The organism is Streptomyces sp. NPDC001231 (genome assembly GCF_042896885.1).
Lineage (GTDB): Bacteria > Actinomycetota > Actinomycetes > Streptomycetales > Streptomycetaceae > Streptomyces.
The window spans coordinates 94,819-116,646 of the sequence record NZ_JBIAXS010000028.1 but is presented as its reverse complement, the minus strand read 5'-3'; the positions used below and the strand labels follow the sequence as shown (position 1 = coordinate 116,646).

Annotated in this window: 23 protein-coding genes and 1 pseudogene; 10 read left to right on the top strand and 14 right to left on the bottom strand. The window is 70.1% G+C overall.

Annotated elements, in window-relative coordinates:
* Window positions 1-80: 80 nt before the first annotated feature.
* Window positions 81-1,862 (bottom strand): SpoIIE family protein phosphatase, encoded by a 1,782-nt coding sequence (locus tag ACFY3J_RS29620; RefSeq protein WP_384185989.1) that lies wholly within the window; start codon window positions 1,860-1,862, stop codon window positions 81-83.
* Between the two features lie 196 nt (window positions 1,863-2,058).
* Window positions 2,059-2,313 (bottom strand): hypothetical protein, encoded by a 255-nt coding sequence (locus tag ACFY3J_RS29615; protein WP_384185986.1) that lies wholly within the window; start codon window positions 2,311-2,313, stop codon window positions 2,059-2,061.
* A 74-nt stretch (window positions 2,314-2,387) separates the two neighbouring features.
* On the opposite strand from ACFY3J_RS29615, the gene ACFY3J_RS29610 reads away from it, so the two are divergent.
* The gene (locus tag ACFY3J_RS29610) at window positions 2,388-2,795 is read left to right on the top strand and encodes a nucleotidyltransferase domain-containing protein (protein ID WP_384185983.1); all 408 of its coding nucleotides are present in this window, start codon (window positions 2,388-2,390) and stop codon (window positions 2,793-2,795) included.
* A 123-nt stretch (window positions 2,796-2,918) separates the two neighbouring features.
* Here ACFY3J_RS29610 and ACFY3J_RS29605 read toward each other — a convergent pair whose 3' ends face one another.
* Together ACFY3J_RS29605 and ACFY3J_RS29600 are read right to left on the bottom strand one after the other, a co-directional pair.
* The gene (locus tag ACFY3J_RS29605; protein WP_384185980.1) at window positions 2,919-3,839 is read right to left on the bottom strand and encodes an RNA polymerase sigma-70 factor; all 921 of its coding nucleotides are present in this window, start codon (window positions 3,837-3,839) and stop codon (window positions 2,919-2,921) included.
* A complete protein-coding gene (locus ACFY3J_RS29600; RefSeq protein ID WP_384185977.1) occupies window positions 3,836-5,041 on the bottom strand; it encodes an NAD(P)/FAD-dependent oxidoreductase in 1,206 nt (401 codons plus the stop codon). The genes ACFY3J_RS29605 and ACFY3J_RS29600 overlap by 4 nt, the downstream gene beginning before the upstream one ends.
* A 299-nt stretch (window positions 5,042-5,340) precedes the next feature.
* Between ACFY3J_RS29600 and ACFY3J_RS29595 the strand changes: the two genes are divergently transcribed.
* Window positions 5,341-6,258, top strand: coding sequence for a class I SAM-dependent methyltransferase (locus ACFY3J_RS29595; RefSeq protein ID WP_384185974.1), 918 nt, complete (start codon window positions 5,341-5,343; stop codon window positions 6,256-6,258).
* Between the two features lie 311 nt (window positions 6,259-6,569).
* Here ACFY3J_RS29595 and ACFY3J_RS29590 read toward each other — a convergent pair whose 3' ends face one another.
* Window positions 6,570-7,469, bottom strand: coding sequence for an oxygenase MpaB family protein (locus ACFY3J_RS29590; RefSeq protein ID WP_384185972.1), 900 nt, complete (start codon window positions 7,467-7,469; stop codon window positions 6,570-6,572).
* Between the two features lie 195 nt (window positions 7,470-7,664).
* Here ACFY3J_RS29590 and ACFY3J_RS29585 point away from each other — a divergent pair, with 195 nt between their 5' ends.
* The gene (locus ACFY3J_RS29585; protein ID WP_384185969.1) at window positions 7,665-7,901 is read left to right on the top strand and encodes a hypothetical protein; all 237 of its coding nucleotides are present in this window, start codon (window positions 7,665-7,667) and stop codon (window positions 7,899-7,901) included.
* Window positions 7,902-8,151: 250 nt separating this feature from the next.
* Here the strand turns inward: ACFY3J_RS29585 and ACFY3J_RS29580 are convergent, their stop codons facing one another.
* A complete protein-coding gene (locus tag ACFY3J_RS29580; RefSeq protein WP_390842089.1) occupies window positions 8,152-9,474 on the bottom strand; it encodes a LuxR C-terminal-related transcriptional regulator in 1,323 nt (440 codons plus the stop codon).
* Window positions 9,475-9,572: 98 nt separating this feature from the next.
* On the opposite strand from ACFY3J_RS29580, the gene ACFY3J_RS29575 reads away from it, so the two are divergent.
* A complete protein-coding gene (locus tag ACFY3J_RS29575) occupies window positions 9,573-10,658 on the top strand; it encodes an S-(hydroxymethyl)mycothiol dehydrogenase (protein WP_384185963.1) in 1,086 nt (361 codons plus the stop codon).
* Complete coding sequence (locus ACFY3J_RS29570) at window positions 10,655-11,287, top strand: MBL fold metallo-hydrolase (RefSeq protein WP_384185960.1); 633 nt, start codon at window positions 10,655-10,657, stop codon at window positions 11,285-11,287. The genes ACFY3J_RS29575 and ACFY3J_RS29570 overlap by 4 nt, the downstream gene beginning before the upstream one ends.
* Before the next feature lie 256 nt (window positions 11,288-11,543).
* On the opposite strand, the gene ACFY3J_RS29565 is transcribed toward ACFY3J_RS29570, so the two are convergent.
* From ACFY3J_RS29565 to ACFY3J_RS29530, 8 genes and pseudogenes are all read right to left on the bottom strand, one after another.
* Window positions 11,544-12,824, bottom strand: coding sequence for a M14 family metallocarboxypeptidase (locus tag ACFY3J_RS29565; protein ID WP_384185957.1), 1,281 nt, complete (start codon window positions 12,822-12,824; stop codon window positions 11,544-11,546).
* Window positions 12,821-14,881 carry a Xaa-Pro dipeptidyl-peptidase gene (locus tag ACFY3J_RS29560; protein WP_390842088.1) on the bottom strand — a complete coding sequence of 687 codons (2,061 nt, stop codon included), beginning with the start codon at window positions 14,879-14,881 and terminating at the stop codon, window positions 12,821-12,823. The genes ACFY3J_RS29565 and ACFY3J_RS29560 overlap by 4 nt, the downstream gene beginning before the upstream one ends.
* Window positions 14,882-15,128: 247 nt before the next feature.
* Window positions 15,129-15,752, bottom strand: a complete 624-nt coding sequence (locus ACFY3J_RS29555; RefSeq protein ID WP_384185953.1) for a GyrI-like domain-containing protein — start codon at window positions 15,750-15,752, stop codon at window positions 15,129-15,131.
* A 142-nt stretch (window positions 15,753-15,894) separates the two neighbouring features.
* Window positions 15,895-16,140 (bottom strand): annotated as a pseudogene (locus ACFY3J_RS29550) (MFS transporter); the annotation flags it as partial.
* Between the two features lie 13 nt (window positions 16,141-16,153).
* On the bottom strand, window positions 16,154-16,297 hold the full coding sequence (locus ACFY3J_RS29545; RefSeq protein ID WP_384185951.1) for a hypothetical protein: 144 nt from the start codon (window positions 16,295-16,297) through the stop codon (window positions 16,154-16,156).
* Window positions 16,298-16,438: 141 nt separating this feature from the next.
* The gene (locus ACFY3J_RS29540; RefSeq protein ID WP_384185949.1) at window positions 16,439-16,771 is read right to left on the bottom strand and encodes an oxidoreductase C-terminal domain-containing protein; all 333 of its coding nucleotides are present in this window, start codon (window positions 16,769-16,771) and stop codon (window positions 16,439-16,441) included.
* Complete coding sequence (locus ACFY3J_RS29535; RefSeq protein ID WP_390842087.1) at window positions 16,768-17,193, bottom strand: FAD-dependent oxidoreductase; 426 nt, start codon at window positions 17,191-17,193, stop codon at window positions 16,768-16,770. Before ACFY3J_RS29535 ends, ACFY3J_RS29540 begins: the two co-directional genes overlap by 4 nt.
* 186 nt (window positions 17,194-17,379) lie before the next feature.
* Entirely contained in the window at window positions 17,380-18,297 is a 918-nt protein-coding gene (locus ACFY3J_RS29530; protein WP_390842086.1) for a cytochrome P450, read from the bottom strand.
* Here ACFY3J_RS29530 and ACFY3J_RS29525 point away from each other — a divergent pair.
* From ACFY3J_RS29525 to ACFY3J_RS29505, 5 genes are all read left to right on the top strand, one after another.
* Complete coding sequence (locus tag ACFY3J_RS29525) at window positions 18,296-18,538, top strand: ATP-binding protein (RefSeq protein WP_390842085.1); 243 nt, start codon at window positions 18,296-18,298, stop codon at window positions 18,536-18,538. The genes ACFY3J_RS29530 and ACFY3J_RS29525 overlap by 2 nt on opposite strands.
* Window positions 18,539-18,662: 124 nt before the next feature.
* Window positions 18,663-18,986, top strand: a complete 324-nt coding sequence (locus ACFY3J_RS29520) for a recombinase family protein (protein WP_390842084.1) — start codon at window positions 18,663-18,665, stop codon at window positions 18,984-18,986.
* A 22-nt stretch (window positions 18,987-19,008) separates the two neighbouring features.
* Complete coding sequence (locus ACFY3J_RS29515; protein ID WP_384185934.1) at window positions 19,009-19,218, top strand: ferredoxin; 210 nt, start codon at window positions 19,009-19,011, stop codon at window positions 19,216-19,218.
* The gene (locus ACFY3J_RS29510) at window positions 19,208-20,563 is read left to right on the top strand and encodes an NAD(P)/FAD-dependent oxidoreductase (protein WP_384185931.1); all 1,356 of its coding nucleotides are present in this window, start codon (window positions 19,208-19,210) and stop codon (window positions 20,561-20,563) included. The genes ACFY3J_RS29515 and ACFY3J_RS29510 overlap by 11 nt, the downstream gene beginning before the upstream one ends.
* Window positions 20,564-20,605: 42 nt before the next feature.
* Window positions 20,606-21,790: a cytochrome P450 gene (locus tag ACFY3J_RS29505; protein WP_390842083.1), complete on the top strand. Its 1,185-nt coding sequence runs from the start codon at window positions 20,606-20,608 to the stop codon at window positions 21,788-21,790.
* Window positions 21,791-21,828: the final 38 nt, after the last annotated feature.

Here is a 21,828-nt window from a genome sequence, read left to right as displayed (position 1 = left end):
ACAGGGCAGACTGTCCGGCCGATCGTGTGACTGATCGCTGAGGCCCCGTGGCGGTCAGGACGCGGTGGGCACGGCGTGGGTCAGAGGCCGAAGCCCTCCGTGGGAGGGGCCCCGATGATCTGGTGGTCAGGACTGGGCGGGCAGATGCGGGCGATGAGCAGGGCGACGTCGTCGTGGTCGCCGGGGTCCCGCAGGGTGTGCAGGAGCAGGTCGCAGGTTTCTCCCACGGGGCGGCCCTCGGAGCCGTCCAGCAGGCCGAGGAGGGTGTCAAGGCGGTCGTCGATGGGATGGTGGCGCGTTTCGACCAGGCCGTCGGTGTAGAGGACGAGATCGTCGCCGGGACCGAGATCGAGCGTGCTGCTGTGGAAGGTGACGCCGCCGACACCCAGCGGCGCGCCGGGGCACAGGTCGAGCAGTTCGGGGGGTCGGCCGGTGTGGACCAGGACGGGGGGCAGGTGTCCGGCGTTGGCGATGTGACACTCGCCGTGGTGGGGATCGTAGACGGCGTAGAGGCAGGTGGCGATGTAGTGCTCCAGGCCGCTGGTGATCCTGTCCAGATGCTGGAGCACCTGGGCGGGGTCGAAGTCGAGCTCGGCCAGGGTGCAGGTGGCGGTGCGCAGGCGGCCCATGGTGGCGGCGGCGTCGATGCCGCTGCCCATCACGTCCCCCACGACCAGGGCGGTCTTGTCGCCGCTCAGGGGGATGATGTCGAACCAGTCTCCGCCGACTTCGCTGGTGGCCTGGGCGGGCTGGTAGCGGGAGGCGATCTCCAGGCCCACCAGGTGCGAGGGGTGCTCCGGCAGCAGGCTGCGCTGGAGAGTCACCGCGGCGTTGCGCACGCTCTGGTACCAGCGGGCGTTGTCGATGCTCACCGCGGCACGGTTGGCCAGCTCGCCTGCCAGTATGGCGTCGTCATGGTTGAAGGGCAGGGGGTTGCGTGCGCGTTTGAGGTCCAGGGCGCCGAGCACTATGCCGCGGGCGCTCAGCGGCACCGCCAGGTAGGAGTGGATGCCGGCGCGGGCCAGGAGCGTGGCGGCCTCGGGATCGCGCGCTATACGGGACAGGTCGCGGTCGTTCACGTGGGGTACCAGGACCGGCTTGCCGGTGCGGACGCACTGGGTGACCAGGCGGTCGGCGGCGTAGGCGGCCAAGTCGCCTACCTGGTCGGCGGCGCGGGTGGCCTCGGTGGGGTAGGCCGCGGCCAGGGCGAGGGCGCGGAAGAGTTCCGGGCCGCTGCCCGGCCTGGCGGTGCGGTGGCAGGCCAAGACGGTGTCGAGGACGTCCACCGCCGCGATGTCGGCGAGTTCAGGCACGGTGACCCCAGCCAGTTCGCGGGCGGTCTGGTCCACGTCCAGCACGGTGCCGATGAGAGCCGAGGCATCAGCGATCAGGGTCAGGCGCCGTCGGGCCCGGGCGGCTTCGGTCGCCAGGCGGTGCCGCTCGGTGACGTCCGCGATCGAGGCGGCCACTCCCCGCGCCCGGCCGACGGGGTCCTGCAACCGATAGAGGGAAACCGACCACGCATGGTCGTGATCCGCATCGGCCCAGGTGCGGCCGACGACGTTCTGGTCCAGCAGCGGGACTCCCGTCTCCAGAACCCGCCACTGCGCGGACTCGATCGCCGCGGTGTCGACACGCGGCAGGATCTCTGAGACATGGCGGCCGACATGCTCCTCGGTCGACAGGCCATTGATGCGCTCCAGCGCTGGATTGACGGCCACGTACCGCAGATCTGTGTCCATGACAGCCAGCCCGACCGGGGACTGCGAGACCAGCGTCCCGGACAGCTCATTCAGCAGCCAGCGGGGATGGGACGTCCTGGGGACATCGCCTTCGGCCCGAAAGGATTCGGATGTGTTCATCCCGGCCATCCCCTCTTGCAACTGTCACCCCAGCTGCCTCCGGGCGCCGTCCTGGGCCCGAGACCCTGGTCCTTCGCAGCTTCCATGATGTCCACGAAGCAGCCCGGCACGCATCCCCCCTCGGCCTCAAAAGATCCTGCCTTCCGCGGCCTTGATCGTGCGCATCTCGGCGGTTTGATCGAGGATGCCGACGCCTTCACCGTCCGACCGCGCGAGCCGTCGAGCAGCAGGAAGAGACGGTGGCCGGGGTCACGGCCGCCGCCCAGCTGCAGCCGTCGAGGACCCCATGCAGGCCTTGGCCGCCATGGCGCAGGAGCTGCAGGCCCAGTCCGAAGTCCAGCAAGGTCGGCAGGAAGGCCAGGAGTGCCACAGCGTCGCGGAGGATCGCCGCCAGGCCGCCGAGGAGCGCGCCGACCGGCGGTACCGCGCAGCTGACATTGAGGGCACCCAAGGGCGACTAGGGGGTGGTACCGGCCGCTCCTGCGGCGGCAGGTCTGTCACGGGCTGTAGTCGTCCGGGCCTGAGGTGCAGGAAAGTCTGTCGCCGCCGTCCAAGGGTTCGTGGCACGCTGACGGGCATCCGGACCCGATAGACCTGGCTCGACGTCTTGTGCAGGGCCGTTTTCCCGAGGCGCTTGCCGTGGTCCTGGCTGGATCCACCGCCGCGGGACGGGCGACCACCAGCAGTGACCTGGATATCGCGGTGCTCGTTGGGGACGGCGGCGAGACCTGCCGGGAGACGCTCCGGTTCGAGGACGCCTTGCGGAGCTCTTCATCCACACCCGTGCCGGTCTCGGGGAACTCTTCGCCGCAGACGTCGCCTCGCGTCGTGGTGTGCTGCAGAGCATGTATGCCACCGGCCTGGTCCTGGTCGACGTCGGTGGAGAGGCCGGGCGTGCCCGGGCCCAGGCCGAGGCCGAGCTTTCCCGACTGACTGGCCGAGTCGGCGGCGGCCGGTACACCACTGCGCCTGGGTGAGCGGATCCGCCGCGAGTTCGCGCCGTTCCTCGAGCTGACCAGCCTGCTTGCGCCCGGCGGCGGTACGCGGTGACCACGCTCACTGCGTGCCGATGTCGTAAGCGGTGCCGTCGGCGACGGCCTGGAGTTTATCCGGGTTGGCCACGTTGTGGATGGCGGCGATGTGGCCGTCGGCGTCGAAGTCGAAGGTGACGGTGGCGATTACGCGCCCCAGCCCGCTGAACACGATGCCCGGCCCGCCATTGATCTCGACGAGTTCGGCTCTCATGTCGGCAGGGTCGACGCCCTGGTAGGTGACGGTGCCGATGGCCGCGAACCAGGCGGCCACCGTGGCCGCGCCCACCACCGGGCGCAGGGCCTGACGGACCTTGCCGCCGCCGTCGGTCCACAGAGTGACGTCCGGGGAGAGCAGCTCCATCAGGGCGTTGACGTCCCCGCCGGTCGCGGCGGAGAAGAACCGCTCGGTTGCCTCGTGCTGCCGCGATCGGTCGGCGGCGAAGCGGGGCCGCCGGGCCCGCACATGCTCGCGGGCCCGGTGCGCGGCCTGACGCACCGCGGCTTCGGAACGTTCCACCGCCTCGGCGATCTCGGCGTGGCTGAAGTCGAAGACCTCCTTCAGTACGAACACCGCGCGCTCCAGCGGGCTGAGCGTCTCCAGCACCACCAGCATGGCCATCGACACCGACTCGGCGTCCGTGACGACCTCGGCAGCGTCCCCGCCGGTAAGGATGGGCTCCGGCAGCCACGGTCCCACATAGGTCTCCCGCTTGTGCCGGGTGGAACGCAGCCGCTCCAGCGCCAGGTTCGACACGATCCGCGCCAGGTACGCCTTGGGATCGGCCACCTGCGAGCGGTCCGCGGCAGACCATTTGATCCAGGTGTCCTGGACCGCGTCCTCGGCGTCGGCCGCGCTGCCGAGGAGGCGGTAGGCCACGGAGAACAGCAGGTTGCGGTGTTCCTGGAAGACCTGCTGGTCGGGGTGGGTGGACGGGATGTTCACCGAGCCTCCCGAACCCGAGTGAAGCGGCCCCCGCGGGGCCAGAACGCGCCCGAGGCGGGCATCTTCTTCATACGGCCGTAGGTCGGCCAGGGCGAGGCGGTCACCGTCTCCTTGTACCGGACCGCCATGCGGCCCGTCAGGCAGATCCGGCGCGGGCTGTCATCGGGGCGGGTGAACTGCACCACTGCGTCACCGCGTCCCAGGCTCACCGGCGTGTGGTAATAGCCGAAGCGGAACGGCGTGGGCTGCTTGCCCCTGAGCGCCCGGTCGATCGACAGCGCGGCGTGCACCCCGGTCGGCATGCCACTCTGGCAGGTGCCGTGCATGACGCCGTAACCCTGGCGGATAGCCGCCGCGTCGCCGATCGCGTACACCTCGGGGTGGGACACCGATCGCAGTGCGGCGTCGGTGACGATGCGTCCGCGCTCGTCGACCGCCAGCCCACCGGCGGCCGCCAGTGGCGACACCCGCGTACCACTCGTCCACAGGACCGCGTCGGCGGCGATGCTCTCCCCGCCCGCCAGCTCGACCGCGTCGGGCAGCACCTTCACCACCTCGACGCCGACGCGCACCCGGACGCCCAGCCGGTCGAGCGCGGCGTGCACGTACGCCTTGGCCTTCGGGTTCATGGCCGCACCAGGCTCGGTCCGGCCCAGCAGCACGACGTTCAACTCCGGGTACCGCTCGGCGATTTCCGCGGCCGACTCGATGCCGGCCAGCCCGCTGCCGACGACCACCACCGTGCCGCTGCCGAGCCGCCCCAGCCGGTCGGCCAGCAACTCGGCATCCTGGGCACTGCTCAGGGTGTACGCGTGGTCCTCGGCCCCCGGTACCGCCGAGGTGTCGGCCACGCTACCCAACCCGTACACCAGCGTGTCGTAGGGCAGCACCCGGTCGTCGTCGATCCGCACGGTCTTCGCGTCCGCGTCCACCGCCGTCACCCAGCCCCGTACGAACCGCGCACCCGTACCGTCCAGCAGCTGAGGGATTCTCAGCTCGGCGAGCCGCTGCCCGGTCGCCGTCATCTGCAGCCGCATGCGCTCGGTGAACCGCTCCTGCGCGTTCACCACCGTCACCTCCACACCCCCGCGCCGCTTCACCCGGGCCGCAAGCTGGACGGCCGCGGCCATGCCCGCATACCCCGCCCCCAGAATCACCACGCGCCACGCGGTCGCCGTGCCGGTCTCCTGCTGTGCACTCATCGTTCCGTCCTCCTCGGCTCGCCTGCTGACGCCCACCAGATGGGTGCAGGCGTCCTGGACGTGACACGGGCCGGATGTGACGCGCGACACAGCTCGGATCGAGGGCTCGCCGGAAGGCGGCCGAAGGGGGCGAAGGAGCCCGCAATGACTCCCGAACTCATCGACATCGATCAAGCAGCGGTACCTCCGCGCGACTCCCGAAGGCACGTACAAACGCTTCCCGTTTCTCAGGGGCGGTTCGTGAGCTCCGCTTCTCGTTGAGGTTGAGGCCGGGTGGGGGTGGTGTTGAATATGGCTCCATGAGCGAGAGCGGGCGTGCGGCGAGCCGGACGGCGGTGCTGGTCTGCCAGGGGCGTGCGGCCGCGAATGGGAGGGCTGCTGCAGGTCAGTTCGCGGATCCGGTGGCGGTAGCGCTGCTGCGCGTCGCGGAACGTACGCCCGTGGACGAGGTACGCGCGAACACTCCGCCGAAGGGCTGGCAGGAGCGCACCGTGTACGAGAGTGTGCGGGCGTGCGCCGAGGTGGTCGTGCCACGGACGGTCGCGATCGACGAGGCACTGCGCGCCCACGTGACCGGCCAACTCGTGATCCTCGGTGCCGGCCTGGACACGCGCGCGTGGCGTCTGCCCGAACTCGCGCGGACAGATGTGTGGGAGGTGGACCATCCGGCCTCCCAGCAAGACAAGCGAGCCCGCCTCGCCGAGGCCGCGCCACTGCTCCGAGGACCGGATGAGGGCGATCTCCTCGCCGCCGGGCTACCGGCCATCGCCCGTTCCGTGCGGTTCACGCCGGTCGATTTCGCCGTCGATGATCTCGGTGCGGCGTTGGACGCCGCCGGGCACGACCCAGCCGCGCCGACGACATGGTTGTGGGAGGGTGTCGTCCCGTACCTCACGCGCGACGAGGTGCGCGCCACAGTGGCCGCACTCGCCGCCCGGACGGTCCCGGGCAGCGCACTCGTCGTCAACTACCAGGCGCCGTCGGCGAGGGCGGCCGCAGGGCGGCTGCTGACCCGCGTGCTCGGCAGTTCCGTCACTTCGGGCGAGCCGTGGCGCTCGCTGTGGAGGCCGCAGCGGATGGCCGCACTGCTCGCGGAGTACGGCCTGCGGGTGGTGTCGGACGACGACCTCCTCACCCTCGCACATACCCTCGGCAGCCCGGCACGCGGGCGGACATCGTTGCAGTCGGGTCGCGTAGCCGTCGCAGAGAGCCATTGACGTGAGGATCGCCCTTCAGCTTTTTCTCCGTAGCCGTTCGCCGAACGGCTGCGCGTCTTTATCGCCCACCCTCAGGCCATCATGAATGTGCGGCGCAACTGCGGGATCGGGGTGGAGCTTGGTGTGGCTCCCTATACCGGGAGTCGGTTCGAGCGTCTGGCCGGTGGGGGAGATCGGCCTGAGACCGTCGACCGGATCATGGCGGAGCTGGGGCAGGGGGGAGTGGCGTAAAGGGGGCCGTTGGGGTTCGCGGCACGCGAGGCGGTCGAGGAGATCATTGGCTTTACGGGCAAACGATGCCTGCCGCGGCACTAGACATCCACCGGCGGCACCGAGGCCAAGCGGCGCTGCGCAGCGGCTTGGATCTCGGAAGGACCGCGTGCCCATTCGATCGTGCGGCCGGCCACCGTCGCCACCGGCCGGTCCCAGCAGGAGCGAACCGCCGCCGGACGGCACATGCCGAGTTCGGCCCGCGCCCAGTCCGGAAGGAGCCCGACCGCGGCATTCATCAACAGACGCACGACCAGCCGCTCACGTCCGGTCCGGCCGAAGCCCCGGAGAAACCGCACGGAGTCCGACGCGGCTCGGGTTGCACGGAGTTGGGGGCGTATTCGGTCCAGGTAGCACCCGACCTCCCGAGCGTTGCATGGCACCTTCTCCGCGCCCAGCAACTCGGCGACCGGGGCGACCTGGCGGTAGTACGCGTCGCACTCGGCAGGCGTCAGCCGCAACCGCTGCGGCGCGTACGTCTGGTAACCCGCCAGGAAACTGCGCACCTCCGCGATGTGCACCCAGGCCAGCAGTTCGGGGTCGTCCGCGCGGTAGGGTCGGCCGTCCGGGGCGGTGCCGCGCACCCGGGTGTGAATCCGGCGCACCAGGGCGATGGCCTCGTGCGCGGCCGGCGCGGAGCCGAAGGTCGTCGTGGTGACGAACCGCGCGGTGCCGATGAGCCGGCCGACCGGGTCGGACCGGAAATCCGAGTGCTGCTCGACCCCGGCCATGGCCAGAGGGTGCAGTGACTGGAGCATCAGCGCCGCGAACCCGCCGATGAGCATGCCGGTCGCATGTCCGTGCACCCGCCAGGCAGGATCGCCCGGGACGATCCCGAGCAGCCCGGGATCACCGGCCGGACCCTCGTACCGTTCCAGTTTGAGGTCCCCACCATGCACGGTCGCCTTGAGCTCCTCGGCGATCCGGGTTCTCAGCCCCACAAACACCTCCGTGATCCGACGCAAACCGCCACTGCACCGCCATTCTCTCCGGTCGACCCGACGACGGGCCGGGGGTGGCCACGACCCCGACCATGCCCCCGCCCGCGCCGCGTGCAGCCCCGACCATGCGTGGTCAGCCTGGGCGGCAGCGTGTCCGAAGTGACAGAAAAATCGAACACACGATCTAATGCTGGTGTGGATGCGACCGACTTCCCCGATGACCTTGTCCAGGTGCAGTACGCCTGGAACGCCACCTACGATGCGCTCGCCGCGCCCCGGCCCCGTGACACCACGGCCCTGCGCCGCCGCCTGCTGCGCCTGTCCGTACGTCTGTGGTGGCACCCCTACTGGAAGACCGTCCCCTCGGTGCCGGCGGCGCGCATCGGGCTGCGGCAGCTGGCCCGCACCCGGGGAGCCGTCCGGACCGCATGACGAACCGGCGGGTGCCCTCGGTCGACCAGGAGCAGTGTCGCGACACGGGTTGCGCCTACGGTTGCGTCACCTGTTGCGGCTAGGGGGTGCGCCCGGCCCCGGACATCCCCGTCGCGGTCGTTTTCGCCCATGCCCTGGCCGGAGCCGAGGGAGAGGGACGGGCGGGATGGGCGGCGCGGACGCAGCCAGGGATCGGCGTGCACTCGCCGTGGCTGCGCGTCGGCCGGGGCCGTGCGGCGTCCGGGCCGGTCTAATGCGGTGCACCCAGGTTGGTGCCCGCGGCGAGCGCGGCTGCTTCTCCGCGTGAGGTCACGTCCAGTTTTCGTAGCAGGCCTGCGACGTGGAACTTGACGGTGCTTTCCGTGATGCCGAGCTCGGCCGCGATCGCCTTGTTGCGTCTGCCCTGGGCGACCAGGTGGAGCACCTCGCGCTCGCGGCGGTTGAGGGCTGCCAGACGTGTCTCATCGCTCCGATTGGCGGGAGGCTCGAGAGGGAGCCCGATTGTCGCGTGGCTGCCCCATCCCGGGACCGCGTCCAGGGTGACCGTGGCACCCAACGTCCGTGCACGGCCCTCAAGTTGCCGCTGCAGGGCCGGCACGTCGAGTTTCCCGGACTCCTGGTCACGTACGTCGACCATCAGCGAGGTGCCCGGGCAGCTCCAGGCGATGCGCAGGCGCGTCAGGTCAGGCTGGGCGATGAAGGCCAGCACGGTGGCGCGCGTCATCGCGCGTGCCGCGTAGGCGATCTCGCCCGGCAGCGGGCGTCCGTCCTTCGGCGGGGCCACGAACTCGATGTGCGCCTCGTGATGGCGCAGCGTCTGCCGGAGGTCCTTGCGCAGCGTCGCGAAGGCCGCATGGGCAGTCTCCTGCGACAACTCCTGATCGGACTTCTGCAGGGAACGCAACGCGATCAACGCGGCGGACGCCGTATCGGTGGCAGCCAGCCGTGCCCTGGCGTCATCGAGCTCGGACGAGCGCAGCGTGGACAGGATGGCCACGAGCGAGGTTTCGTGTGCGGCCACCATCTCCGTGATGGTGCGTGCCCGTTCGCTGGACGCGGCACGGGACTCCGCCAGGTAGTCGGGACTGGCCTGGGCGACCTGCTGCCGGATCGATATTGCCACGATGCCGAAGACTGCCGACAACTCGGTGGGGTACGGGACCGGCCTCTGAGAACTCTGCGGAACGAGCAGGAGCAGCGTGTCCCCCCGGTCCCGCACCGTCCACACCGGGCGCTGGGCACCACCGATCCTGGCAGTGGTGCTCAGCGCCCGGCCGGGCTCGACGACCCGCTTGAGGTCTTCGAGCTCATCGATGGTGACCTTGTGGATCAGATCGGCGGCTCCGGCGACCTTGCGTGGACGTCCCGTGCACTCGCGAGTGAAGATCACGAGCACTGCGTGCGGCCACCGGTGGGACAGGAGCCGTGAGAAACGGGGAGCGATGTCGTGCAACGGGCCGTCGATGACTTCCCGCAGCATGAGAAGACCATCGGTCGAGGCCTGCGGATCTGGCATTCCGCCGACCCTACACTCTCCACCCCACTGTTCGAAGGTCGAGGATTTCCTCTCCACAAGACCAGGCTCCCGGTGATCTCCACGGGGTTAGGTTCGCTGAGGCATGCACCGGATTGCATGCGCCTTTATCCACGAACGACGAAGGAACAGATCCGATGCCTCAGCAGGTCCGCGGCGTGATCGCCCGTTCGAAGGGAGCTCCGGCCGAGCTCACCGACATCGTCATCCCGGACCCGGGTCCCGGAGAGGTCGTCGTTGCCGTGGCGGCGTGCGGGGTCTGCCACACCGACCTCACCTACCGGGACGGGGGGATCAGCGACGACTATCCCTTCCTGCTCGGCCACGAGGCGGCCGGCACCGTCGAGAGCGTCGGAGCGGGCGTCGACTCCATCAAACCCGGCGACTTCGTCGTCCTGAACTGGCGGGCGGTGTGCGGGCAGTGCCGCGCCTGCAAGCGCGGCCGCCCGCAGTACTGCTTCGACACGTTCAACGCCGCCCAGAAGATGACGCTGCTCGACGGCACAGAACTCAACCCCGCCCTGGGCATCGGCGCGTTCGCCGACAAGACCCTCGTCCACGCAGGGCAGTGCACCAAGGTGGACCCCTCCGCGGACCCCGCGGTCGTCGGCCTCCTGGGGTGCGGTGTCATGGCCGGACTCGGGGCGGCGGTCAACACCGGAGCCGTGAGCCGGGGCGACTCGGTGGCGGTGATCGGCTGCGGCGGCGTGGGCGACGCCGCGATCGTCGGGGCCCGCCTGGCCGGCGCCTCGAAGATCATCGCTGTCGATCGGGACGACCAGAAGCTCACATGGGCCCGAGAGCTCGGCGCCACCCACACGGTCAACGCCACCGACCAGAACATCGTCACCGCGGTCACGGAACTGACCGGCGGCTTCGGCGCCGATGTCGTCATCGACGCCGTGGGCCGTCCCGAAACGTGGAAGCAGGCGTTCTACGCCCGCGACCTCGCCGGGACCGTCGTCCTCGTCGGCGTCCCAACCCCGGACATGCGCCTGGACATGCCGCTTCTCGACTTCTTCTCCCGCGGCGGCAGCCTCAAGTCGTCCTGGTACGGCGACTGCCTGCCCGAACGGGACTTCCCCATGCTCGTCGACCTGTACCAGCAAGGCCGGCTGCCGCTGGACAAATTCGTCACCGAACGCATCAGCCTCGACGCGGTCGAGGAAGCCTTCCACACCATGCACACCGGCAACGTGCTGCGTTCGGTGGTGGTCTGGTGAGCGGCGCCCTGCGTATTGAACGCGTTGTCACCAGCGGGGTCTTCGAACTCGACGGGGGCACGTGGAACGTCGACAACAACATCTGGCTCGTCGGCGACGACCACGACGTCGTCGTCGTGGACGCGGCCCACGACGACGCCCCGATCGTGGAAGCGGTGGGCAACCGCCGCGTAGCAGCGATCGTGTGTACCCACGGGCACAACGACCACATCTCGGTCGCGCCCCAACTTGGTGACCGCCTCGACGCGCCGGTCCTGCTGCACCCGGCAGACCGACAACTGTGGGAGATGACCCACCCGAGCCGAACGTTCCAGGAGACGGTCGACGGCGAACGAATCGCCGTGGCGGGGACGACCCTCGAAGTGATCCACACCCCCGGACACTCGCCCGGCTCGGTCTGCCTCCACCTGTCCGAGGCCCACGCTCTGTTCTCCGGCGACACTCTGTTCGCCGGTGGACCAGGTGCAACAGGCCGATCGTTCTCGGACTTCCCGACGATCATCACGTCCATCCGCGACCTGCTGTTCCCCCTGGCCGAGAACACCCACGTCCACACCGGACACGGAGACACCACGACCATCCAGAACGAAGCACCCCACCTGGATGAATGGATCCGCCGCGGCCACTGAGCCCTCGGCCCAGGCGGCAATCACTTTCCGGTGCGGGACGCCCTATGGCTGGAGCGGGTAGAGCCGCCCGGCTGGTGGGGTGCCGGTGCACAACTTCGGCCACGGCGGCGCCGGGGCGCCGTGGCGTGGGGTTGCGCCCGGGAGGCGGCCCGGCTGGTGCCCGGGTGCCGGGCCGCCTCGGTCTGGTCGAGCAGGCCCCTGTCCGCGTCGTGCGCCCGAAGGGCAGGCACGACGCGGACCCAGCTGCGGTCGGACGTCAGCACTTGTCCACGGGCGTGCCCGCCACGAGCTCGTACTGCGCACGCGCGTCGAGCAGCAGCGGCACCAGCGCGCGCATCGACTGCCGCAGTGGCACGAACGCGCCGTCGCCCTCGGGCCGCACCGTCACGCCGTGCAGGGCGAGTTCGTCCTTGACGTCGGTGTACTGGGCTGCGGTGAGTCGGTAGCCGCAGGGTGCGTTGTTCAGTACCTCGGACGGCTGTGCGGGTTCGTTGTCCGCGCCGCCGAGGTAGACCGGGCCGCGGTCGCTGTAGCCCGCCGCCCTGGCGGAGTGGGTGGCCGACACGATCTGGCCGTGCCGCTCCCTGGTGAAGTCGAACAGGCCGCCGAGAGGGGCGAGTTGGGATTGCACGCGACGACGGTGGTTCAGTGCCGGGTCGGCCTTCTCGGCGTCACTGAGCGCGTCGACGCGGCTCTCGATGAGAAGGCCGACGGAGTGTTTGACCCCCGCCATATTGCGCAGGATGCGTTCCTGCCCGTCGCCGGCGGTCTGCTTGAGGGGCTCATCGGTGACCGGGTCGGTCCAGATGCCGTACGTGCCGGTCGAGTACCCGGCACCGTTCGCGGCCGGCCGTACATACGAACCCGACAGGGCTTCGCCCGCCTCGTGCACCTTGGGGTCGGTGTTGAGATTGCGCGGCCACAGGTCGAAGAGGTCCTTGTCGTAGTACTGGGGTGTGGCGCCGTACTCGTGCAGGTCGTAGATGACGTCGGGCTTCTGGTCGCGGATCACGGCGGCCATGGCCCGCCCTTCGGCGGTCTGCAGGGCAAGGTGGTCGCGGTTGATGTCGACGCCGTCGGAGTTGCCCCGGGTGTTGGCGGCGCGGCCGTCCGGGTTGGCGGTGGGCACGACGAGGAGGGTGCTGTGGGCGAGCCAGTTACGGGTCCGCGCGTCCTGCGCGAAGGAGAGGTCGCGGATGGTGGTCAGACAGGCCTCGCGTCCTGAGGGCTCGTTGCCGTGCTGGGAACAGATCAGCAACACCGTTTCGGCGGTGCGGTGTTCGCCGATTCGTACGAGCTGGAGCGGGCGCCCCTGCCTGGTGGTGCCGATCCGGGACACGGACATTCGGGCGCTGGCCTTGTCGACGGCGGCGAGGAAGTCCTGCTCCTCGGGCTGGCTCGTCCAGCGCGCACCGCCGGAGGTCTCGAATCCGGTACGGGGCGCCGAGTCGACGGCCTGCGCGGGCGTCGTCACCAGGGGTGCGGCAAGCGCGGCCGTCGCGATGGCCAGGGCGAGGGTGCGGGTACGGGGTGTCATCTGAGGCTACCTCCCGGGATGCGGTGGGCCGGGCGCGGCGGGGCCAGGCCCTCGGAACGGGACGCGTGGGGGGTGACGGACGCGGACGAGCCAGAGGTGCCCCCTGCTCGAGCGGAGCCGAGAGCTTGGGGGACCTCGGTGGCGCGTACGAAGGCCTCGCCGCCGCCGGTGAACGGCACCCGGGCCGAGGTACGGGCCAGGTCGAGGGTGAGGGTCGGGGTGCTGGGCGGCGGGTCGATGAGGTCCTGGTCGGTGCCGGCGACGATCAGGGCGAGGCGGTGTCCGGCCGGGACGACGTGGTCGCTCGCCGCGAGGGACAGGGTGATCGTGCAGGGCTTGCCGGGGGTGAGGGGCCGGCCCTTCCCGGGGTCGGCGTAGGTGCCGAGGTCGGCCCAGCCGCGGCTGAAGACGACGTGGTTGACGTCGGTGGTCTTCGCCTTGGTCTCCTTGAAGCAGGAGCTGTCGTCGCTGGTGCTCGCGCCCCAGCAGGTCCGGTCGGTGAGGGTCGTGATGCCCTCGCCGGTGCCCGCGTAGTCGCGGATGGTGGCGGGTCCGAGGTCGACGAGGACGGCCGACAGGTGAGCGGTCGTGGTCGTGGGGGTCGCGGTCACGGTCACCGTGGACGAGCCGGACAGGCGCAGGTCGTGGGCGAGCGGCGGCGTCACGAATCCGGCCTTGGCGGTGGTCTGTTGGTCGATCCCGGCGGCCCAGTCGTCCTCGCTCAGCTTCGGGTCGTCGGTGAAGGTCTCGGTGGCGCCTGCGGGGGCGCGGTGCAGGCCGAGGGTGCCGACGCCCGGTGTGCTGCCGTTGCTGGGACGCAGGGTGGCCGCGGTGGTGGAGCGGGGCGGCCAGACACGGTCGGTGGACCAGTGGTCCGGGGTGCGCTCGATGTCGGCCATGGGTTCGCGGTCGACGCCGTTGTCGTAGCCGAGGAGTTCATGGTCGAACCAGCGGTGCAGGGTGCGGACCCACTCCGCGCGCCGGAAGTCGAAGGGGTCGACATGGCCGGTCTGCGACAGCCAGATCTTGCGCTCGACGCCTGCCTTCGCGAGGGCGTCCCACCACTGTCCGAAGTGCTTGGTGCGCACGTTCAGGTCCTGCATGCCGTGGATGACGAAGACGCTGGCCTTCACCTTGTGTGCGTCCTTGACGTAGTCGCGCTCGTTCCACAGCCGGGTCCAGTCGCCGGTGCGCGGTGCCTCGTCGACCAGGCGCTTCTGCACGGCGGCGCAGCGGGCGCGGGCGGCCGGGCTCTCCACGTAGTCGGACAGCCAGTCGGGTCCTGAGTCGTAGAGCGGGGCGCCCTGCGCGAAGTAGTAGTCGTACCAGGAGGAGATGCCGCCGATCGGGACGATCGTCCTGAGGCCCTTGACGCCGGTCGCGGCGACGCCGTTGGCGATGGTGCCGTCGTAGCTCTTGCCGATCATTCCGGTGGCGCCGTTGGTCCAGGAGGCGCGGACGCGGTCGCCGCCGGTGCGGGTGGCGTAGCCGCGGGCGCGGCCGCCGAGCCAGTCGACGACGGCCTTCGCGGACTGGATGTCGGAGCGGCCGCCGACGTCGACGCAGCCGTCGGAACGGTTCGTGCCGGCCAGGTCCACGGCGACGAAGGCGTAGCCGCGGGGCACGAAGTAGTTGTCGTAGAAGAGCGGGAACTGGACCGGGTCGCCGTGCGCGTCGTAGGTCTTCTTCTGGCTTTCGTTGCCGCGCCCGCAGCAGGAGTAGTAGGGGCTCGCATCCATGATCACGGGTATCTTGCGGCCCTGGGCGGCGGGTTCGCGGGGCCGGACGATGTCGACGGCGACGCGGTCGGTGCGGCCGTCGCCGTCACCGTCGAGCCCGGTGTCGACCCAGACGGTTTCGCGGATCGCGTCGGCGTACGAGTGGACAGGCCGGCTCTCGCGCGGAGTCGGGGCAGCGGCTGCTGCGACTCGCTCGGTACCGGGGGCGCCGTGTGCGGCACCCGGAGACAGGAACACGGTCATTAAGGCGGCGGTGGCCGCGGACGCGGACGCCAGTGAGCTGCGTCTGAGGCGCGTGCGGCGGGCGGATACCGGCATGCGTGGAAGGTACATCGGTCAACTGCTGTGCAAAAGAGGGCAGTATGCGATTGAGAAGTGTCCGGCCGCGGGGAGCCGGCTCGCGCGGTTCTCTCGCATGCTCTCGGTGGAGCGGCACCCAACTGGCCTCGCAGCCTGTGGCACTTGCCATGGCAACGGCTGGCTGACGGCACTGAACCCCGGGTACGAGGAGTACCTCCCGGCCTGTTCACCACCGCCCCCGGGACCACCGACGACGGCCGTGGAGCTACCTGTCGAGGTGTTCGACTGGCTGACGCAGGATGGTCTTCAGCTTCTTGGGGGCGGTCTTGCGGGGGTCGCTGAGGTAGATCTCATGGTGCAAGCCCGATGGCCTCAGGCCGTTGGCGTCGAGGTAACTGTGGTGGAGTTCGTGCAGCACTGGTGCCTCGTCGTCGTAAGAGCCGATGTGCAGCATCTGGGCGCTGGGGCCTTCGTGGAGGGTGAAGTGCCGGAGTTGGGAGATCGTGGGGAGCTTCTTCTTGGCCAGCGCGGTCTGCTTGGCTTCGTTGATCATCTCCTTGGCGATCCAGGAGGGCATGTTGATGAGCATGGTCCAGTTCCAGCTGTCCTTGGCGCCACTGGTGAAGGCTTCGGGCCGGTCCGCCCACCACAGCCCTTCCAGTGGAGCGACGACGAAGTCGCCGCCCGCCCTGCGCTTGCTGGCGAACTTGAGGGTGTAGGCGACCGCGTAGAGGGCCTCGACCGCGCTGGCGTAGGCGGGCGCCGTGTTGGGGTTACCCGCACCGTCGATGGCGATGAACTGCTGTTCCGGAACGTCCACAATGGCCCACGCCGTGTTCTTGGGCGCGTAGAACTCTTTCTGCTCTCGCTTGACGTCGTACGGCGCCATGGGTGCCTCACTTCCTGGAAGGTGCGTATCGCCCAGCGATGCCCGGTGACGGGCCCCGATATGGCCCTGCAAACGCCATTCTCCGCCTCATCTTCACCACTCGCGGCCACTCCGCTGACAGGCTGTCAGAGGTGAGCGACGTGATCGAGAACTGCAGTCCACCGCGGGCGATCGCGTCCAGCAGGGTGGCCGCGTTGCCGCCGGTGAAGGCGGCGTTGCGGAACAGCCGCAGCGAGAACATCGGTTCGGCGACTTTCGTCCCCATGATGCAGAAGACGGCCAGGGTGAGCGTGCCGCCAATGAGGTCGGCGAGCACCCAGGGGTTGGTCCAGCCCATGGTGTGTCCGCCGTACCGCTGGATGTCGTAGGTCATGGCGGCCAGCAGTGCAGCAGGTTGCCCGTCAGCATTCACGGCAGGTAGCTGACGTTGCCCGGTCGCAGGGGGCAACGCGGCTGCCGGTGAAGATTCCCGGCAGTGAGATCAGCGCGATCGAGCCGTTGATGGTCGCGATCAGCACGCCGAGCGTGATGTTGGTCGGCGCCACCCATTTGTAGCGGGGGTGGTCGGCGCCGATCCAGGCACGACTGCCACGGGGCCGAATGCCGGGGGCGCTGCCTGCCGGGAGGGGTTTGGTCGGTGGTCACCGGCAGTCCTCCCTCCTTGCTTCCTGTGTGGGACGAGCGGGTCAGTTCACGGTTGCCGGGCTGAGTGCTCGTGTGGCCGCGAAAGCCGTCCAGGGAGCGCGGTCGACGACCAGGTGGCGCAGCTTGCCCGCCTGGCGCGGTGCGGTCCAGCCGAGTACGCCGACCACCCTCCCGCGGTGCCCGTAGGCGGCGGCGAAGTGGCCGTCCGACCTGTCGCCGTGGACGATCCGCAACTGCGTGTCCGGCGGGAAGATCCCGTACGCCTGGATCCTGGTCTTGTACTGATCGGTCCAGAAGTAGGGCACGGGAGCGAACGGAGTCGCGTCGCCGAGCAGGTTGCCTGCCGCGGCCATGGCCTGTTCGGTGGCGTTCATCCGATGCTCCAGCCGCATGCGGGTGCCGAAGTGCGCATCGGGCCAGGAGGCGGCGTCGCCGGCTGCGTAGATCCCGACGCATCGCACCCCACTCCGTCTCCCAGCCGCAGGCCCGAACCTTCCAGCCAGCCGGTCGCGGGTGCGGCGCCGAGGGCCAGGACGACGACGTCGGCCGGCAGCGTGGTGCCACCGCCGAGGTCCACTCCGGTCACCCGGCCGCCGGCGCCGCGCAGCCGGTGTACCGGCACTCCGCAGCGCAGGCGTGTTCCGTGGTCCCTGTGCAACTCGGCGACGAGCGCACCGATCCGGTCCCCGAACGGGCGCCGCACCGGGACCGGCTCCGGCTCGATCACGGTCACCTCCAGGCCCATGGGCCGGGCGGCGGCGGCCAGCTCGGTGCCGAGGAATCCGGCACCGACCACGAGCACCCGGGGCCCGGCTCGCGGTGCGCAGGGCGATCGCGTCGTCGAGCGTGCGCAGGACGTGGACTCCGGCCAGATCGCTGTCGGGCAGGCGCCGGGGGGCCACGCCGGTGGCGATGACCAGAGCGTCGAAGCCGATGCTCTCGCCGTTGTCCAGGCCTACCCGGCGGCCCGGGACGTCGAGGGCTACGGCGCGTTGTCCGAGCCGCAGGTCGGCCCGCAGCCGCGCGAGATCCTCGGGGAGCGCAGGGTGGCGCGTTCGGGCCCCAGGCGCCGGTCAGGGTCTTGGCGCAGGAGTTCCCCGACCGCCGAGGCGACCGTCTTCGGGTCGTCGCTCTCGCGTAGCCGGGCCAGCTGGTCCGGGTTCTGCAGCAGGGCCAGGGTGCCCAGTGCGATCATGTTCGCGGTGGTCTCATGCCCGGCGGTCAGCAGCAGCATCCCCATGCCGGCCGCTTCATGCCGGGAGAGCTCACCGGACCTCACCCGCTCGGCCGGCGCGGAGAGCACGTCGTCGGCCGGGTGGGCGAGTTTCACGCCGATCTGCCGGTCCAGGTGATCGAGCAGCTGCTGTGTGGCCACCCGCGCCTGCTCCACGGTGCTGGTGCGCTTGATCAGGATCATGCTGTTGGCCTGGAAGAAGTCGTGGCCGGCGTACGCGACGCCGGGCAGCTCGCAGATCACCAGTGACGGCACCGGCAACGCGAACGCCTGGACCAGGTCCACCGGCTCGGACCCGGAGAGCGTGGTGTCGATCAGGCTGTCGACGATCTTCTGAATGGCAGGCCGCAGCGCCTCCACCTGCCTGATGGAGAAGGTCGCGGTCACCATTCGGCGAAGCCGGGCGTGCTCCGGATCGTCCATGTTGATGAAGGTCCGCGACTGCCTCCGGTGCTCCTTTTGGGCCGGGCTGAGATGGAGGTAGTGCGGGAGGGCGCTGTCCGAGCTGATCCGCGGATCGGTGAGCAGAGCCCGTACGTCCTCGTAGCGCGTGACCAGCCACGGGCTGCTGCCGTCCCACAGTCGCACCCGGCTGATCGGGACCTGGTCCTGCAGGTCGCGCAGGGTCGGCGGGGGGTCGAACGGGCAGCCGGCCGCCCGGGGCATGGGGAAGTCCGGTACCTCTGCCGATCTGAACTTCGCACTGAGCCGCGACCCGGGCACCCGGAGAGTGCACATCGAGGTGTCCGACGGAGGCACTGCCGCCATGGACGGCGACTGGGCAGCCAGCTGCACCCCTGACGCGCGCCGCGGACCGGAGATTGTCGATCAGCTCACCGCCGCGCACGGCGACCGTGAGGAACCGGGACGCGCTGTCCACTGGGCCGACGTCACCAGCGTGCCCTGACTCGACCGCGCGGCAGCAGGCTGCGCCGGATGGCGGCACCAGCTGTCGCATGGAGCAGACTGCTTCCGAGGGCGGCGATTCTCATGATGACCCGTTGCGAGAGTTCTGCGAGAGGGGTGGCCCGTTGACCCACGCCGGCCGTCGAGACGGCCAGGCGATCCGGATCGGGCACGCCCGTTGCTCGACCGCGCAGCAGAAGTTGCAGAGCCGGCTCGATCCGCTCGAACCGGTCTGCAAGCTGATCTTCTCCGAGAAGATCAGCACGCGCATGAGGACCCGGCCGGAGCTGGAGAAGGCGCTGAAGCCGGCGTATGACATCAAGGAGGCGGCCCTCGACCAGGAGGTCATCCTCACCGTCCACAAGCTCAAGCGCCTGGCCCGCAACGCCGCCGGGCTGGTCCCCGTGCGAGCCTCCGATTCTCGGCTCATGCTGGAAGGGACGGGGTGAGGCGACTGAGGGAGTGGTGGGGATGCGCACCGTTGTGGACCTCACGCGCTGCCAGGGCTATGCGCAGTGTGTGTTCCTCGCACCCGAGGTGTTCGAGCTGCACGGGGAGGAGGGATTGCTGTACGCCACGGCCGTGCCCGACGACCAGGTGGAGCGCGTGCGGCAGGCCGCGGCGGCGTGCCCGGTCCAGGCCATCCTCGTCGGCGAGGAGGTGGGCGGCGGTGCCCGATGATCTCATGGACGGCCGTATCGTCATCGTGGGCGCGTCGCTGGCCGGGCTGCGGGCCGCGGAGGCGCTGCGTGAGGAGGGCTTCACCGGCTCACTGACCGTGGTCGGGGACGAGCCCCACGCTCCGTACGACCGACCGCCGCTGTCCAAGCAGGTGCTGCTCGGCCAGGCGACGGCGGACACCACCGAGCTGCCCATGCGCCGGGACCCGGATGCCGACTGGCGGCTGGGAGTACGCGCCACCGGCCTGGACCCTCTCGCGAAACGAGTGGTGCTCGAAGACGGCGAGTCGCTGCCGTACGACCGGCTCCTGATCGCCACCGGGACACGCGCGCGGCCCTGGCCCAACCCGAAGGAGGCCGCCCTGGACGGGGTGTTCACCCTCCGCACGCGTGAGGACGCCGCGGGGCTGGCCGAGCGGCTGGCCGCCGGGCCGCGGCGGGTGCTGGTGATCGGCGGCGGCTTCACCGGCTCGGAGATCGCCTCGGCCTGCCGGGAATTGGGGCTGGACGTCACGGTCACCGAACGCGGCCCCGCACCTCTGGTGGGCGCCCTCGGCGGCACCCTGTCGAAGCTCGCGGCCGTCATGCAGCGCAACCATGGCGTGGACCTGCGCACCGGGGTGACGGTCACCGCCCTGCGCGGGAACGGCAGTTTCACCGGCGCGGAGCTGTCCGACGGCAGTCGCGTCGACGCGGACGTGTGCGTCGCGGCATTGGGGGCACTCCGCAATGTCGAATGGCTTGCGGACTCCGGACTGGCAGCGGGTCCGCGCGGAATCGCCTGCGACGCCGGATGCCGCGCGTTCAACATGTACGGAATCGTCACCGACGACATCTTCGTGGCCGGCGACGTCTCCCGCTTCCCCCACCCTCTGTTCGGCTACCAGATGCTCTCCCTGGAGCACTGGGGGAACGCGGTCGAGCAGGCCGAGGTGGCGGCCCACAACATGGTCAGCCCGGGCCCCCTGCGACGCCCGCACCTGGCCATCCCGACGTTCTGGTCGACCCAGTTCGGCCTCAACATCAAGTCCGTGGGCGTGCCCACCTTCTCCGACTACGTGGTCATCGCCCAGGGCTCTCTGGAGGCGCGCCGTTTGGCGATGGTCTACGGCTACCAGGGGCGGGTCACGGCCGCGGTCACCGTCGACATGGCCAAGTCGCTCGACTACTACCGGCACTTGATCGAGACGGCAGCTCCGTTCCCGCCTCCGCCCGGTGCGGCGGACCGTGCGATCGCGGCCGACGTCCCGATTCCGTCCGACGTGCCGGATCCGAAGGGGCTCTCCCACGGCCCCACCGTGGCGCTCACCGGATACCTCCCCGACCGCCGACTGACCGTGGTGTAGCCGCGGGCCGACGCACGTCTCGTCCAACGACGAGGAGCCATCATGGACTCCGAGACCCTGCTGGCACGGATCACCGACTATGCCAACCGCCCCAACCCCTACCCGTTGTACGCGGAACTCCGCGAGGCCGGTCCCGTGGTGCGGCAGGCGGACGGTAGCTACCTGGTCGGCACGTACCACGAGATCGCCGCTCTGCTCCACGACCCGCGGATGAGTGCCGATCCCCGTACCCGTGGTGAGGTGACCCACAAACCGCCGTTCCTGAGGCTCGACGACCCTGAGCACCACAGGCTGCGCACCCTGACCATGCGGCCGTTCGGACCGCCGCACAGCCCGGGTAGGGTCGACGCCATGCGCGGCGAGATCGACCGGATCACCAAGGAACTGCTGGGATCCTTCGAGGCGGGCCGGCAGATCGACGTCGTCGACGATTTCGCCTACCCGCTGCCCGTCACGGTGATCTGCCGCCTGCTCGGCGTGCCACGCGAGGACGAGCCACTGTTCCGCGCCTGGTCCGACACGATCGTCACGTCCGCCGACGTCAGGCCCGCGGGCGACTCCGCCGAGACGGACAAGGCCGGCAACCAGGCGCGGACCGAGATGGGCCAGTACCTGGTGAACCTCGCCGAACAGCGCGTCGGCCGCCCGGGCGACGACATGCTCTCAGCCTTCGCGAACGAGCCGGACCCGGCCCTGCGGCTCACGCAGGAGGAACTCGCGGAAACCGCCGTCCTGCTGCTCATCGCGGGACACGAGACCACGGTCAACCTGATCACCAACGGGGTGCTCACCCTACTGCGCCACCCGGAACATCTGGACCACCTGCGCCGCGAGCCCGACCTGCTGCCGCGAGCGGTGGAGGAACTACTGCGCTACGAACCCCCGGTCCACATGCGCGAGCGCATTCCGCACGACGACATCGACGTCGCCGGCGCCAAGATTCCCCAAGGCGCGTCCGTCATTGTGGTGCTGGCCTCGGGGAACCGTGATCCCATGCGGTTCCACGACCCCGACCGGTTCGACCCCACCCGTCCGGACAACCAGCACCTCGGCTTCGGCAGCGGCATCCACCTGTGCTACGGCGCACCACTGGCCCGCATCGAGGCCCAAGCCGCCCTCGGTGCACTGCTCCCTCACCTCGGCTCGGCACGCCTGGTCCAGGACCCGCCCCCCTATCGGCAGAACGCCATGCTCCGCGGACCCCGCCACCTGCCCATCCAACTGTGAGGCCGCCTGGTGACACACAGGACAGCCGGCAGGAGTGA

What these genes read in the sequence shown, in the direction of transcription:
- ACFY3J_RS29620 (WP_384185989.1), bottom strand. Translation starts at nt 1,862, where the DNA reads ATGAACACATCCGAATCCTTTCGGGCCGAAGGCGATGTCCCCAGGACG.
- ACFY3J_RS29600 (WP_384185977.1), bottom strand. Translation starts at nt 5,041, where the DNA reads ATGAGTGCACAGCAGGAGACCGGCACGGCGACCGCGTGGCGCGTGGTG.
- ACFY3J_RS29595 (WP_384185974.1), top strand. Translation starts at nt 5,341, where the DNA reads ATGAGCGAGAGCGGGCGTGCGGCGAGCCGGACGGCGGTGCTGGTCTGC.
- ACFY3J_RS29575 (WP_384185963.1), top strand. Translation starts at nt 9,573, where the DNA reads ATGCCTCAGCAGGTCCGCGGCGTGATCGCCCGTTCGAAGGGAGCTCCG.
- ACFY3J_RS29565 (WP_384185957.1), bottom strand. Translation starts at nt 12,824, where the DNA reads ATGACACCCCGTACCCGCACCCTCGCCCTGGCCATCGCGACGGCCGCG.
- ACFY3J_RS29560 (WP_390842088.1), bottom strand. Translation starts at nt 14,881, where the DNA reads ATGCCGGTATCCGCCCGCCGCACGCGCCTCAGACGCAGCTCACTGGCG.
- ACFY3J_RS29555 (WP_384185953.1), bottom strand. Translation starts at nt 15,752, where the DNA reads ATGGCGCCGTACGACGTCAAGCGAGAGCAGAAAGAGTTCTACGCGCCC.
- ACFY3J_RS29540 (WP_384185949.1), bottom strand. Translation starts at nt 16,771, where the DNA reads ATGAACGCCACCGAACAGGCCATGGCCGCGGCAGGCAACCTGCTCGGC.
- ACFY3J_RS29525 (WP_390842085.1), top strand. Translation starts at nt 18,296, where the DNA reads ATGGGGAAGTCCGGTACCTCTGCCGATCTGAACTTCGCACTGAGCCGC.
- ACFY3J_RS29530 (WP_390842086.1), bottom strand. Translation starts at nt 18,297, where the DNA reads ATGCCCCGGGCGGCCGGCTGCCCGTTCGACCCCCCGCCGACCCTGCGC.
- ACFY3J_RS29515 (WP_384185934.1), top strand. Translation starts at nt 19,009, where the DNA reads ATGCGCACCGTTGTGGACCTCACGCGCTGCCAGGGCTATGCGCAGTGT.
- ACFY3J_RS29505 (WP_390842083.1), top strand. Translation starts at nt 20,606, where the DNA reads ATGGACTCCGAGACCCTGCTGGCACGGATCACCGACTATGCCAACCGC.